This is a genomic window from Bacillus sp. SH7-1, assembly GCF_008042405.1.
GTDB lineage: Bacteria > Bacillota > Bacilli > Bacillales > Bacillaceae_G > Bacillus_A > Bacillus_A thuringiensis_N.
This window is the reverse complement of record NZ_QNUD01000009.1, coordinates 373,221-386,111: the sequence shown is the minus strand read 5'-3', so window position 1 is coordinate 386,111 and position 12,891 is coordinate 373,221. Positions and strand designations below refer to the sequence as shown.

The following is a 12,891-nucleotide window of genomic DNA, read 5'->3' as shown; positions in this document are numbered from 1 at the left end:
ATTATATCAGAACATCATGTTTTTACAACAAGGAAAATGATAACGTTTACTTATAAATGAAATTATTTATAAATACGTAAAAATCGCCCTTATTGTAGAAATGATTTCTAATTCTCCCGATTGAATGGGAGGAGCTGCTTGTGCATGTAAAGTAGCATAGGATGCAACTTCCCGTGGTAATTGAGCAGATTCCTCAACGAATGAGAGTGGAACAGGATTAATGTTTAAATTGTATGTACTCGCAATAGCACGAGCTTTTTCTACCGCTTGTTGTAGAGCTTGAATGAGGGCTTGCTCATAATATTTATTTGGATGAGATATTCGAAAGCGTAATCCTTTTGCTACGTTTGCCCCATTGGAAACGGCTATATCATATACTTCCCCTGCTTTTTGTACATTTAAAACGGTAATTTCATACAAATGCTCCACGCGGTATCCCTGAAGCAATGCTTTATCATTTACATATTCGTACTGAGGAGTGATTGTATACGAAATGGTTTCGATATCTTTGTCGGCAATACCTAGTTGTTTCAGTGCATCTAACAATTGTTTTGATTGCACTGCATTTTCTTCTTGCGCTTGTTTCACATTTTTACTATCAGTTCGAATGCCAAGTGTTAATATAACAACATTTGGTTTTGCTTTTACGATTCCTTCTCCTTGTACAGTAATAGTAGCTTCTTTACCAGTATTTGTCGTACGGATATTATGTAAATATGGATTCATTCCACCTTGCATTTTCCATCACCATCCTTTTTATATGTATATGTGTGAACAAAAAAGAAATTTATATGAAAAAAGTTACATAAATGAGAATGTTGAGGAAAGAAAGCATATACAACATAGGTATTTATAGATTATAATATGTGTAAATATGATAAAAAAGGGACGAGGCTAGTGAACGAAAAAAGAGAAACATTGATTTTAGAGTTATCCGGATCATTTAGAAAGATGATACGTTTATTACAAAATGATATTAATACACGTTTTGCAGAACATATGCCATATAATGAATTTTCTGTATTACGCGCGTTATTTTTAAACAGTCCACAGATGGCTTCGCAAATTGCGAGTGAAGTAAACGTAACCTCCAGTCATATTACAGCTGTTACTGATCGTCTCGTACGAAAAGGATTTGTAGAAAGAAAGCGTTCAAATTCAGACCGTCGTATCGTGTACTTAGAAATTACAGAACATGGAAGAGAAGTAACTGAAAAACTTGAAGCTGTGCGTAAAGAATATTATAAAGAGAGATTTAAAGGTTGGAGCGACCAAGAAATAGAAATGGTATTAGAGCTATTTGGCCGCGTATTATAATAAATGAGGATAGGAAGCGAAAGCTTTCCTATCCTTTTTCTTTTGAATAAAAACATTTTGAAACTCCAATACTTTAATTAAAAAGAATCGGAGTGAAAAATTATGAAACGTATTTTTACGCTTCTTATTATGACTGGAAGTTTTTTCTGCTTTCATCAATTCGTGGATGCTGCAACGCCAATTCAAGTCGTCCAAAAAGAATTACAACATATTTCAAATAAGCAACCTGTCTTATATTCGAAGTTATGGATTCGCTCTATGCAGAATACGATTTTATTTCATCATAGCGATAACGTTCGGCATGAAGATACGATAAGTAATGTGAAAAATTCTTCTCTTGTAAAAGTAAAACAACTTCCACTTCAGAAAGCATCGCAGTATATCCCGAGATTATCGCAATATATTTCTAAGTTTGAAGCTGAGAATGTGCAAGTGTACTATGTTGCTGCTCGTTATGAAGTGAAAAAAGAAAATCCGTATCAGTTAAATGGAATGAATTATTTTATGCAAGTGTTTATTCAACAAGGGGGAGAATGGAGAATTGCTGAAAGCATAGTCGCTCCAACAGATCAAATTGTAGCAAATGGTGACGGGTTTGGAACGAAGCAAGAAAAAGAGTATGGGAAAAGAAGAGAGAATGTGAAATAACCTCCTCATCGAGAGGAGGTTATTTTATTTAAAATTCCAAGAGACTTTCCATTTTAATATTTTAGGTAGGAAGAAATACGTAATGAAACTAGTCACCAAAAATCCGATGTAAAAGCTGGACAATGACTGCGCACGACTTAGTATTAAACCTCCAACGATTCCACCAAAGAAAATCGCACAACCTATAACTACTTTTTGTAGTTTCGGATATAATAAGTAGTTACCATTTCGCTCGTTGACTGAACGGGCATATAAATATATACCGATTGGTAATAAAACAATGATATGTACGATAGGTCCAATCAATGTTTTTACCGGTGGAATCTTTGTAAAGTTTGGTTCGTTATGACGTACTCCGTTTCGATCGGTATAAGCATTTTGTGGATCATAATTAAAGTGAATATTGAAATCTTCTGCTGCACTAGAAATACGTATGTTTTCCGTCACATTATATATAAGGCCACTGTTCTCATGAAATTCAGTGTTTGAGTGAACAGCAATGACGCCTGAAATAAGTGTTGGAAGTAATAATGGGAACATGAATAGAGCGGCAGTGAGAACTCCTTGCGATATAACATTCCCAGCGATTGTTCCTATACATAAGGCAAGTGTATAAATAGCAATTAGTACAATTAACATGTATATAAAATAACTATGAAAGGGGGAGAATACTTGATATTTATTATGAAAAGTTAACTTTTTCATAATAGCAAATAGCCCCCAGTTTAAAACGACAACAGCGGTGATATTACAGATTCCAAACAACCACTTTGTTATATAGAGGTGTGAACGTTTAAAGGGCATAGACCATAGCAAGTCGCTAGAGTTATCTTGTCTTTCCCATCCAATTAACGTACAAGCTAGAACGATAAGCACAATACCTAACAGCATGACAGAATCTAGAAGTGTTAAATTAAAGGTGTAATGATATACAGAGTTCCACTTTTTGTTGTCATTTAGAAATTGTTGCTGTTGAATAGAAGTCATATAGTAGTAATATGACAAAGTATAGAAACTGGCAAGCCAAAATAACCATACAACATATTTACTTTGTTGATACGTTCTTAGCCATAGTGCTTTTTGAAACATAGGATCTCTCCTTTAAAAAACTTTATAATTTGTTAAGCGTGATAATACAACATAAGTAATAATTCCAGCGAAAAACAAAGCGATATAGTAGTTAAGTAAGAAATGAAATTGGTTTAGTTTATAGCCACCTAGTAATGCAAAGTAAATGGTTGTCCCCCATATACATATTCGTAAATGCTTTTGGAAAATAAATATCTTTTGACTGTTTTCATTTGGCGATCGTTTATATAAATATGTTCCAAGTAGTAAGTAAACTATTGTATAAAAAATAGGGACTAACATCGATTTAGCTGAATAATAGTGATAAGATGCTGGATCTCTTAAAGTAGTTGAGTCATTTTCTTTTTTACGTGATTCAGGATTATAATGGTAATAAATCGTGAAGTTATATATTGGTGCAACTATATTTGTTTTTTTATTGATTTCATAAAGTTGTTGATCTAATTTATTATTTTTAGTATTGGTAGCCTCTAAATGGTTTATCGTAAAAGTGTACACTAGTGGAATAAATGTAAGCCCCATTAGTAACCATGGAATACAAAAAACAACCTGTGAAACAATGCTTCCAGTAAAAGTACCGATACATAAAGCGGCTGTATATACTGCAACATAAGAAACAATTGCATAAAGAAAGTATCGATGAAATGGACTAAAAGATTGATAATCAAAATGAATGGTTGTTCTATAAATAACATACATAAGGATCCAATTTATAAGTAACGAGCCCAAAATACAAAATGAACCAAAAGCCCATTTAGATAAGAAAACATCTTTTCTTTTAAACGGCATCGTCATAAGTAGTGTATTCGATTGGTTGCTACGTTCCCACCCTATCAATAAACAGGCTAAAGCAATAATAAGAACTGTTAACAAAAAACTATTACCTTCTCCCGAAGAAAAGGCATAAAAATAATAATACTGCTTCCCTTTTTCTTGTAATTTGTAATACGCATCAAGTTCTTTCTGCGCGATTCTATAGTAGCTAAAAGATAATAAGTAAAGCGAACTAAAGAAGAATAGTAACACAGCATATTTCCCGCGCTTCCAATTCCACATCCACAAAGCCTTATGAAACATACTCATCCCCCTCCAGTGTCGTAACGAAGACATCTTCAAGTGACATTGTTAATTCTTCAATGAGTATAGGTTGTTCTTTATAAAACTTCTCCAGTGTTATAGCCACATTTCCCTCAATTAAGATGGTATATACTTTTCCTATTTGATTTAATATTTTAATATTGCTTAAGTTTTCTAGTTTTTGAGGTAGTGAACGTTCATAAGCTACTTGGATTTTAGCAAATCGTGATTTTGCATCGTCTAGTGATGTAATAGAAGATATAGTATGGCCTTTTAATATAATAATTGTATCTGCAATTTGTTCCACTTCATCTAAATGGTGAGTTGAGATGAAAATGGTAATTTCTTTTTCTGCAACTTCTCCAACGAGAAACTGTAAAATCTGCCTTTTCACAATAGGATCAAGTCCATTTGTCGGTTCATCTAAAATGATATATTCTGCTTTTGTAGAAACAGCTAAAATGATGGCGAGCAGTGCTTTCATTCCTTTTGAGTAACTACGAATTCTTTTGTTTGGTAAGTTAAAACGTTCTAACAGTTCATAGAAATGTGTTTCATCAAATGCGGCATAAACTGCTTTATAAAACTTTACAATTTCTTTTATCGTATAGCCGTTCAGTATGTTAGTAGAATCCGGAACATATACGATTTTTTGCTTTATTTCAGGACACTGATGAATGTTTGTATCTTCATATGTAACAGTCCCTGCATCAGGGTCTAAAATGCCGACCATCGTTCGTAATAAAGTTGTTTTCCCTGCACCGTTTCTTCCAAGTAATCCGATGATACTTCCTCTTTGTAATGTGAAAGAAACATCATCTAAGATTGTTTGATTATCAATCGTTTTCTTCAAGCTTGTCACTTTCAGCATCTGCATTTCCTCCAATCTCTTTGTAGTATGAATCTATCCAATCATGAATTTTATCTTTCGTAACACCAAGATAAGAGGCTTCTAATAGTAATTGATGAAATTGCTTTTCAACCATAGCGATTTTCCTTTCGTCTAATGTTGGGGTAATCGATTGGGATACAAATGTTCCTTTTCCTCGTAATGTTTCAATAATCCCTTGTCGCTCTAACTCTTGATACGCTTTACTCACTGTATTTGGATTGATAACGAGTAAAGAAGCGAGTTCGCGTACAGAAGGAAGTTTATCACTTGGAGCTAACATTTTTTTCAATACGAGTTCTTTTATATTTTGAACAATTTGTTCCCATATCGGAGTGTTGCTTCTTGGATCAAGTTGAATATGCAAGAGCAATGTCTCCTTTCTGACATGTATTAAGTGTACTACTTCGTGTAATACACTTAATACAATAAAGGTGATGAATGTGTTTGTCAACTGAAAATGTTAGAAAAATATGGTATTAAAAAATGAAAAATTGGAAAAAATAGGTTTGATATAGAATGGAGGGTTAGTCATGAAGCGAGTTTTTGGAATACTTGTTTGTTTCATGTTATTGCTTTCTGGTACTTCAGTTGGTTTCGCACAATCTGAGAAGACGAAGCAGGAGAAAACAGAAGAAACAACGCCTAAGTTAGCAGAACAAGCATCATCAGCAATTGTAATTGAACAAGATACAGGTAAAGTTTTGTTTGATAAAAATCCAAATGAAAAATTACCACCTGCTAGTATGACGAAGATTATGACAATGCTATTAATTATGGAACAAGTTGAAAAAGGAAAACTAAAACTGACCGATAAAGTTAGAGCGAGTGAACATGCAGCTTCAATGGGTGGATCACAAATCTTTTTAGAGCCTGGAGAAGAAATGACTGTAAATGAAATGCTAAAAGGTATTGCCATTGCATCTGGAAATGATGCATCTGTTGCAGTAGCGGAGCATATCGCTGGTTCAGAAGAAGGTTTTGTAAATATGATGAACAAAAAGGCGAAAGATTTAGGACTGAAAAATACTCATTTTCAAAACCCAACAGGTCTTCCGGCTAAAGACCATTATTCCACGGCAAATGATATGGCTATAATGGCGAAAGAATTGATGAAGTACCCACTTATTCGCAAATACACAGGTAAATACGAAGACTATTTACGTCAAGATACGGATAAGAAGTTTTGGCTCGTTAATACGAATAAGTTAGTGCGTTTTTATCCTGGAGTAGATGGTGTGAAAACAGGTTTTACAACAGAAGCAAAATATTGTTTAACAGCATCGGCTGAAAAGAATGGGATGCGTATTATTTCAGTTGTTATGGGAGCACCTACATCGAAAGAACGGAACAATCAAGTAACGAAGCTTCTTGACTACGCATTTGGTCAATATATGACAAAGAAATTGTATACACGAGGCGAAAAAATTAAGACTGTCCAAGTAGGAAAAGGGAAAAAAGAAAAAGTAGATTTAGTTGCGTCAGACAATGTGTCTCTTCTTATGAAGAAGGGTGAAAATATGGACAAGGTAAAGCAAGAAGTAATTGCTGAAAAGAAAGTGAAAGCGCCGATTAAAAAGGGTGATGCGCTTGGTACACTTGTTATTAAAAAAGATAAAGATGTTTTATTAAAGCAAACAATTATAGCAAAAGAAGATGTTGCAGCAGCGAGCTGGTGGGAGTTATTTAAAAGAAGTTTTGGGATGTTTTCAACATCAAAGTAGCGGCAAACATTTTGCCGTTTTTCTATTCGTATGTAAGTAAATAATTGCTGAATGGTTTCACTTTATGGCGAAATAGTTCTTCTTTTGTCAGTAGGAAGGATTCTAATGTTGTATCACGAAAATCTTTATGTATGTAAATGAGTAAAGTTTGAGCATAAGGAGGAAATCGTGTGAGTCTTTCCATGCAATTAGAAGTAAAACGTGACGTCCTATGTGTGAGACTAGCGGGTGAATTGGATCATCATACTGCTGAAGAGTTGCGAACGAAAGTAACAAATATGATTGAGACACATGGTGTTCATCATATTGTTTTGAGCCTAGAGAACTTATCGTTTATGGATAGTTCTGGTTTAGGTGTTATATTAGGCCGATATAAGCATGTAAAGGGATTAGGTGGAGAAATGGTTGTTTGTGCAATTTCACCGCCTGTTAAACGTCTATTTGAAATGTCGGGCTTATTTAAAATTGTTCGCTTAGAAGAAAGTGAAGCGCATGCGCTCGCGACGTTGGGGGTGGCATAGATGAGAAATGAAATGAACCTTCAATTTTCAGCATTAAGTCAAAATGAATCGTTTGCTCGCGTTACAGTGGCTGCTTTCATTGCGCAACTTGACCCAACGATGGAAGAACTTACGGAGATTAAAACAGTTGTGTCAGAAGCAGTTACGAATGCAATTATTCATGGGTACGAAGGAAATGCAGAAGGTGTTGTTTATATTTCTGTAATTTTGGAAGAAGCAATGGTGAAACTCACGATTCGAGATGAAGGGATTGGCATCTTTGATTTAGATGAAGCGAGACAACCCCTTTTTACAACTAAACCTGAATTAGAGCGTTCCGGAATGGGATTTACTATCATGGAAAATTTTATGGATGAAGTAGAAGTTATTTCAAACGAATCTTTCGGGACAACAATCCATTTGACAAAATACTTATCAAATAGTAACGCTCTATGCAATTAAGGAGAATAGCCTATGGACATAGAGGTCAAAAATGAGAAGAAGAAACCTCAGTTAAAGGACCACGAGCTAAAAGCGTTAATTCAAAAAAGTCAAGATGGAGATCAACAAGCAAGAGATACAATTGTTCAAAGTAATATGCGTCTCGTATGGTCGGTTGTGCAGCGTTTTCTTAATCGAGGATACGAACCAGATGATTTATTTCAAATTGGATGTATTGGGCTCTTAAAATCGGTAGATAAATTTGATTTATCTTTCGACGTGAAATTTTCAACATATGCAGTTCCAATGATTATTGGTGAAATACAGCGATTTCTACGTGATGATGGATCAGTGAAAGTAAGTAGATCTTTAAAAGAAACAGGAAATAAAATACGAAAGATGAGAGACGAGCTTTCGAAAGAATTTGGAAGGGCTCCAACGATTAATGAAGTAGCCGAAGCGTTAGAACTAACGCCAGAGGAAGTGGTTCTGGCGCAAGAAGCGAGTCGTGCTCCTTCATCCATACATGAAACGGTGTATGAAAACGATGGAGATCCGATTACTATTTTGGATCAAATTGCAGATCAATCTGAAACGAAATGGTTTGATAAAATTGCTTTAAAAGAAGCAATTAGAGAATTAGATGAGCGAGAACGTTTAATTGTGTATTTACGCTACTATAAAGATCAAACCCAATCAGAAGTAGCGGAACGAATAGGTATTTCGCAAGTACAAGTTTCAAGACTTGAAAAGAAAATATTAAAACAGATGAAAGATCGAATAGATGAATAGCTATCTATTCGATCTTTTTTTATGGCTTAAATTAGGAGGAGATTGTAAACTTTCGTAAAAATTAACAGAATTTATTGATAATTTAGTAAATTTAAAATATAATCCAATTATGAACTTGTTACAAAGGGGGAAGGAAATATGGAAACGAGGCAACAATGGGGAACGAGGGCTGGATTTATTTTCGCAGCGGTCGGCTCTGCCGTTGGATTAGGCAACATATGGCGTTTTCCTTATACAGCGTATGAAAATGGGGGAGGCGCATTCTTTTTACCGTACTTATTCGCATTATTAACGACTGGTATTTCATTATTGGCGTTTGAATTTGCTCTTGGGCATCGTCACCGTGGTTCAGCGCCACTTACGTTCTTCCGTATTCATCCGCGTGCTGAATTTATCGGATGGTGGCAAATGTGTGTAACGTTTATCGTTTCAACATATTATGCAGTAATTATTGCTTGGTCTATTTCGTATACATACTTTGCGATTACTGGAGCATGGGGAAAAGACACGGAATCATTTTTATTTAAAGAATATTTACAGGTTGCAGATAAGCCAGGACAATTTGGAGGGCTTGTACCAGAAGTATTGATCCCGTTAGCTCTCGTTTGGATTATTGTGCTCGGTGTAGCATTCAAAGGAGTTAAAAAAGGAATCGAAGTCGTTAACCGCATTTTCATTCCTTTACTAGTTGTTATGTTTCTTATTATCGTAGTTCGTGCAGTGACGATGGAAGGTGCGATGCAAGGGTTAGATGCATTCTTCAAACCAGATTGGAGTCGTATTTTTGATGGGAAAGTATGGCTTGCAGCTTATGGCCAAATTTTCTTTAGCTTATCTTTAGCATTCGGAATTATGATTACGTATTCTAGTTATTTACCAAAAAACTCAGATACAACAAATAATGCTTTTATTACGGGCTTTGCAAACTCAGGATTTGAATTATTAGCAGGTATTGGGGTCTTTGCAGCTCTTGGATTTATGGCAAATAATATGGGAGTACCGGTTGATAAAGTAGCGAGTGCTGGTGTAGGACTTGCGTTCGTAGTATTCCCGCAAATTATTAATGAATTACCGATGTCACCGTTATTTGGCGTATTATTCTTCTTATCGTTAACAGTAGCCGGGATTACATCACTTATTTCACTCGCAGAAGTATGCTTTGCTGCCGTATCTGAAAAGTTCAGCTTAAGCCGCCAAAAAACAATTGGAATTATGGGGACGCTTCTTGTACTAGTTTCTCTTGTTTTTGCAACACGTGGCGGTCTTATGTTCCTAGATGTTGTGGATTACTTCGCTAATAATTTCGGATTAATTACGATTGCGCTAGCGGAAGTAGTTACGATAGGACTCATTCTACGCCGTTTACCAGTGTATCAAAATCACGCAAACTTCGTATCTGATATAAAGTTAGGGACGTTTTGGAGAGTGAGTTTACTCGTTATTACCCCGCTTATGTTAGGGTACATGTTAATTGATGGCACAATCCAAAATATTAAAAAGAACTACGGAGATTATCCAACGGAGTTTGTTGTAACATATGGTTGGTCAATTGCAGCAGCGTTCCTTATCGTTGCGCTAATCATTTGTCTAAAGAAATGGAATACACAAATACATTCAGATTCTGCTAGGCTTGAAAAAGAATGGAAAGATCGGGGTGTTTCATAATGAGTGGATCAGCGATTATGATGATGGTTATTGGTATAGTAGTCATTTGGGGAGGACTCGCATTAAGTATTGCAAATTTATTTAAGAAAAAGGCATAAACTAAAAAACATCTGTACCGAAATGGTACAGATGTTTTTTTATGAAAAAATTGTATTAGAAAAAAATTCAATAACCATACTACAACTACGAGGAAGAGTGAAGAGGTGAATGAAAATTGGAACGAACAATTTATATTAAAATGCGTAATCGATTAAAAGTTTCTCCTACGTATGAGGTAAAGCTAGGTGATGTTGCTCAACTTGCAGGAGATGCTCTGGTAGTTCAGTCGTTACAGGATGAGGTAGTTTACAAAATAACAGCGCATGATAAGACGCATGTTGTAATTGATGTTATGAAAATTATTGAGATTATTAGGCAAAAAGCGGCCAATATACAAATTAATTTACTCGGTTCTGGACAAACTCTTGTTGAAATTATATATGAAAAAAAGAAAGTACATCCGATTTTCTTCGGACTTGTATGGTTGTTACTTTTCATTGGAGCGGCCCTTGCAATCATTTATTTCCATGAAGATGTAAGTATGCAACAAGTGCACCAACGACTATATTACATGATTACGGGAGAATTTAAGGCGCAACCACTTCTATTTCAAATTCCTTATTCAATAGGTCTTGGGTTAGGTATGGTCTTATTTTTTAATCATGTATTTCAAAAGCGAATTAATGAAGAGCCGAGCCCGTTAGAAGTGGAGATGTTCCAATATCAGCAGTCACTTGATCAATATGTAATTGTTCATGAAAACAAGGACAATATGAAACAACTTGCCGATGATTGAGTTTGGTCTTGTTATTTTAATTGGTTTAGCGGGAGGAATTGCAGTAGGTAGCGGATATGTCGCATTTTTAGCTGTACTTGGTATAATCCCTCGATTAGCCCAATTAACGAGAAGTGGAAAGCACATTCAATATTTTGAGTGGGCAGTTATTGCAGGTACATTAACAGGAGCTTGGTGTAGTTTGAAAAACATTACATTTCAAACGTCGCAATATTGGCTTGTTATATTAGGAATATTTTGTGGCACATTCATTGGAATGCTTGCGGCTGCATTAACAGAAGTGTTAAATGTTTTACCTATTTTAGCGAAACGAGTAGGGGTAGAAGGGAAAATCGTTGTTTTACTCGTTGCTCTTGTACTTGGCAAAGTAATAGGCTCATTGTTTCACTGGATTTATTTCGTAAAGTAGGAGGCAATATATAAATGACAGGACGAAAACTAAAGGATGATTACATAAATAAAGTGAAGGAGTACCATCCAAAACCAAACTATTTCATAAATTGTGTTAAGGCATTTCTTGTAGGTGGACTCATTTGTACTGTTGGAGAAGTATTGATGAAATTTTATATACATTATTTTCATTTTAGTGAACAAGAGGCAGGAAATCCGACAGTTGCAACTCTTGTTTTATTATCAGCAATTTTAACAGGTTGTGGTGTATATGATAAAATCGGTCAATTTGCTGGAGCAGGATCGGCCGTACCTGTTACGGGATTTGCAAATTCTATGGCGAGCGCTGCGCTAGAACATAAGAGTGAAGGAATTGTGCTTGGTGTTGCTACAAATATGTTTAAGCTTGCGGGAAGTGTTATCGTTTTTGGGGTCGTTGGTGCATATATTATTGGATTAATAAGATATACATTTCAAATTTTGATGTCTTAAAGGAGGGCTAGTATGAGATTGACAGGGAAACAAACGTGGGTATTTCAAAATGATATTTATGTGAATGCAACCGGTACGGCTGTTGGTCCGAAAGAAGCTGAAGGCCCTCTTGGAAAGGATTTTGATATTTCATATGATGATTTACATTGCGGAGAGGAAAATTGGGAACTTGCTGAACGAAGATTAATGTCAGACTCGATTCAACAAGTTGTACAAAAAGGAAATGTAAAAACATCACAAATTGATTTCTTTTTAGCTGGCGATTTATTAAATCAAACAGTGACAGCAAATTATGTTGCGCGTAAGTGGGGAATTCCTTTTTTAGGAATGTTTAGTGCTTGTGCGACTTCGATGGAGACTTTAGCAGTTGGATCAGCCTTTATAGACGGTGGATTCGCAAATCGTGTTTTAGCGACGGTGAGTAGTCATAATGCAACGGCTGAAAGACAGTTTCGTTATCCAACAGAGTATGGGGGACAAAAACCAGGAACAGCAAATTCCACTGTTACAGGTGCAGGATCTATATTAATTAGTAAAGAAAAAAGTACCATTAAAATTACAGCAGCTACGATTGGAAAAGTGCAAGATTTAGGAATTGCGAATCCTTTAGATATGGGATCGGCGATGGCACCGGCTGCTGCTCATACAATTCAACAACATTTTGAAGATTTGAAGAGAAGTGCAGCAGATTATGATTTGATTGTTACCGGTGATTTATCAGCTATTGGGACACCAATTGCGAAACAACTTTTATTGGAAGAAGGTTATGATATTGGGCATATATATAATGATTGCGGGTTAATGATTTATGATTCCGATCAAGAAGAAGTATTTGCAGGTGGTAGTGGTTGTGCTTGTTCAGCTGTTGTCACATATGGTCATTTATTAAGCGAGATGCAAAAAGGGAATTTACAACGAATTTTTGTCGTTGCTACTGGTGCGTTATTAAGTCCGATGATGATGCAGCAGAAAGAAACAATTCCAACAATTGCACATGGTGTCGTATTTGAGAGGGTGAAGGGAGAGTGAATT

Annotated in this window: 17 protein-coding genes; 12 read left to right on the top strand and 5 right to left on the bottom strand. The window is 35.5% G+C overall.

Annotation, left to right across the window (positions count from 1 at the left end; genetic code table 11):
* Positions 1-66: 66 nt before the first annotated feature.
* Positions 67-738, bottom strand: coding sequence for an SIMPL domain-containing protein (locus DN390_RS10990; RefSeq protein WP_147807335.1), 672 nt, complete (start codon positions 736-738; stop codon positions 67-69).
* A gap of 159 nt (positions 739-897) precedes the next feature.
* Between DN390_RS10990 and DN390_RS10985 the strand changes: the two genes are divergently transcribed.
* Together DN390_RS10985 and DN390_RS10980 are read left to right on the top strand one after the other, a co-directional pair.
* Positions 898-1,317 carry a MarR family winged helix-turn-helix transcriptional regulator gene (locus DN390_RS10985; protein ID WP_001003313.1) on the top strand — a complete coding sequence of 140 codons (420 nt, stop codon included), beginning with the start codon at positions 898-900 and terminating at the stop codon, positions 1,315-1,317.
* A gap of 102 nt (positions 1,318-1,419) precedes the next feature.
* Positions 1,420-1,965, top strand: a complete 546-nt coding sequence (locus tag DN390_RS10980; RefSeq protein ID WP_147807334.1) for a hypothetical protein — start codon at positions 1,420-1,422, stop codon at positions 1,963-1,965.
* Between the two features lie 24 nt (positions 1,966-1,989).
* On the opposite strand, the gene DN390_RS10975 is transcribed toward DN390_RS10980, so the two are convergent.
* From DN390_RS10975 to DN390_RS10960, 4 genes are read right to left on the bottom strand one after another with little or no spacing between them, the layout of a single operon-like run.
* Complete coding sequence (locus DN390_RS10975; RefSeq protein ID WP_147807333.1) at positions 1,990-3,054, bottom strand: ABC transporter permease subunit; 1,065 nt, start codon at positions 3,052-3,054, stop codon at positions 1,990-1,992.
* A 12-nt stretch (positions 3,055-3,066) separates the two neighbouring features.
* Positions 3,067-4,131 carry an ABC transporter permease gene (locus tag DN390_RS10970; protein ID WP_147807332.1) on the bottom strand — a complete coding sequence of 355 codons (1,065 nt, stop codon included), beginning with the start codon at positions 4,129-4,131 and terminating at the stop codon, positions 3,067-3,069.
* Positions 4,121-5,002, bottom strand: coding sequence for an ABC transporter ATP-binding protein (locus DN390_RS10965; protein ID WP_147807331.1), 882 nt, complete (start codon positions 5,000-5,002; stop codon positions 4,121-4,123). Before DN390_RS10965 ends, DN390_RS10970 begins: the two co-directional genes overlap by 11 nt.
* Positions 4,968-5,387, bottom strand: a complete 420-nt coding sequence (locus DN390_RS10960; protein ID WP_147807330.1) for a GntR family transcriptional regulator — start codon at positions 5,385-5,387, stop codon at positions 4,968-4,970. The genes DN390_RS10965 and DN390_RS10960 overlap by 35 nt, the downstream gene beginning before the upstream one ends.
* Positions 5,388-5,553: 166 nt before the next feature.
* Between DN390_RS10960 and dacF the strand changes: the two genes are divergently transcribed.
* The 10 genes from dacF to spoVAD all read left to right on the top strand — a co-directional run bounded on the left by dacF (position 5,554) and on the right by spoVAD (position 12,888).
* A complete protein-coding gene (gene dacF, locus DN390_RS10950; RefSeq protein ID WP_147807329.1) occupies positions 5,554-6,744 on the top strand; it encodes a serine-type D-Ala-D-Ala carboxypeptidase DacF in 1,191 nt (396 codons plus the stop codon).
* A gap of 170 nt (positions 6,745-6,914) precedes the next feature.
* Positions 6,915-7,265, top strand: a complete 351-nt coding sequence (gene spoIIAA / locus DN390_RS10945; protein ID WP_147807328.1) for an anti-sigma F factor antagonist — start codon at positions 6,915-6,917, stop codon at positions 7,263-7,265.
* Positions 7,266-7,706, top strand: a complete 441-nt coding sequence (spoIIAB, locus tag DN390_RS10940; RefSeq protein ID WP_001243399.1) for an anti-sigma F factor — start codon at positions 7,266-7,268, stop codon at positions 7,704-7,706.
* Between the two features lie 12 nt (positions 7,707-7,718).
* Positions 7,719-8,477 (top strand): RNA polymerase sporulation sigma factor SigF, encoded by a 759-nt coding sequence (gene sigF / locus DN390_RS10935; protein WP_000350729.1) that lies wholly within the window; start codon positions 7,719-7,721, stop codon positions 8,475-8,477.
* A 138-nt stretch (positions 8,478-8,615) separates the two neighbouring features.
* Complete coding sequence (locus tag DN390_RS10930) at positions 8,616-10,142, top strand: sodium-dependent transporter (RefSeq protein WP_097950659.1); 1,527 nt, start codon at positions 8,616-8,618, stop codon at positions 10,140-10,142.
* On the top strand, positions 10,142-10,240 hold the full coding sequence (locus tag DN390_RS10925) for a methionine/alanine import family NSS transporter small subunit (protein WP_000016826.1): 99 nt from the start codon (positions 10,142-10,144) through the stop codon (positions 10,238-10,240). Before DN390_RS10930 ends, DN390_RS10925 begins: the two co-directional genes overlap by 1 nt.
* A gap of 116 nt (positions 10,241-10,356) precedes the next feature.
* The gene (spoVAA, locus tag DN390_RS10920; protein WP_097950660.1) at positions 10,357-10,977 is read left to right on the top strand and encodes a stage V sporulation protein SpoVAA; all 621 of its coding nucleotides are present in this window, start codon (positions 10,357-10,359) and stop codon (positions 10,975-10,977) included.
* Positions 10,970-11,386, top strand: coding sequence for a stage V sporulation protein SpoVAB (gene spoVAB / locus DN390_RS10915; RefSeq protein ID WP_097950661.1), 417 nt, complete (start codon positions 10,970-10,972; stop codon positions 11,384-11,386). Before spoVAA ends, spoVAB begins: the two co-directional genes overlap by 8 nt.
* A 14-nt stretch (positions 11,387-11,400) precedes the next feature.
* Positions 11,401-11,859, top strand: a complete 459-nt coding sequence (spoVAC, locus tag DN390_RS10910; RefSeq protein WP_098608655.1) for a stage V sporulation protein AC — start codon at positions 11,401-11,403, stop codon at positions 11,857-11,859.
* 12 nt (positions 11,860-11,871) lie between these two features.
* Positions 11,872-12,888, top strand: coding sequence for a stage V sporulation protein AD (spoVAD, locus tag DN390_RS10905; protein ID WP_147807327.1), 1,017 nt, complete (start codon positions 11,872-11,874; stop codon positions 12,886-12,888).
* The last annotated feature ends 3 nt before the right edge of the window (positions 12,889-12,891 follow it).

Coding starts and splice junctions, on each gene's coding strand:
- DN390_RS10965 (WP_147807331.1), bottom strand. CDS start 5,002: ATGCTGAAAGTGACAAGCTTGAAGAAAACGATTGATAATCAAACAATC.
- DN390_RS10980 (WP_147807334.1), top strand. CDS start 1,420: ATGAAACGTATTTTTACGCTTCTTATTATGACTGGAAGTTTTTTCTGC.
- DN390_RS10975 (WP_147807333.1), bottom strand. CDS start 3,054: ATGTTTCAAAAAGCACTATGGCTAAGAACGTATCAACAAAGTAAATAT.
- spoIIAB (WP_001243399.1), top strand. CDS start 7,266: ATGAGAAATGAAATGAACCTTCAATTTTCAGCATTAAGTCAAAATGAA.
- DN390_RS10925 (WP_000016826.1), top strand. CDS start 10,142: ATGAGTGGATCAGCGATTATGATGATGGTTATTGGTATAGTAGTCATT.
- DN390_RS10970 (WP_147807332.1), bottom strand. CDS start 4,131: ATGTTTCATAAGGCTTTGTGGATGTGGAATTGGAAGCGCGGGAAATAT.
- DN390_RS10990 (WP_147807335.1), bottom strand. CDS start 738: ATGCAAGGTGGAATGAATCCATATTTACATAATATCCGTACGACAAAT.
- spoVAC (WP_098608655.1), top strand. CDS start 11,401: ATGACAGGACGAAAACTAAAGGATGATTACATAAATAAAGTGAAGGAG.
- spoVAD (WP_147807327.1), top strand. CDS start 11,872: ATGAGATTGACAGGGAAACAAACGTGGGTATTTCAAAATGATATTTAT.
- sigF (WP_000350729.1), top strand. CDS start 7,719: ATGGACATAGAGGTCAAAAATGAGAAGAAGAAACCTCAGTTAAAGGAC.
- dacF (WP_147807329.1), top strand. CDS start 5,554: ATGAAGCGAGTTTTTGGAATACTTGTTTGTTTCATGTTATTGCTTTCT.
- DN390_RS10930 (WP_097950659.1), top strand. CDS start 8,616: ATGGAAACGAGGCAACAATGGGGAACGAGGGCTGGATTTATTTTCGCA.
- spoVAB (WP_097950661.1), top strand. CDS start 10,970: ATGATTGAGTTTGGTCTTGTTATTTTAATTGGTTTAGCGGGAGGAATT.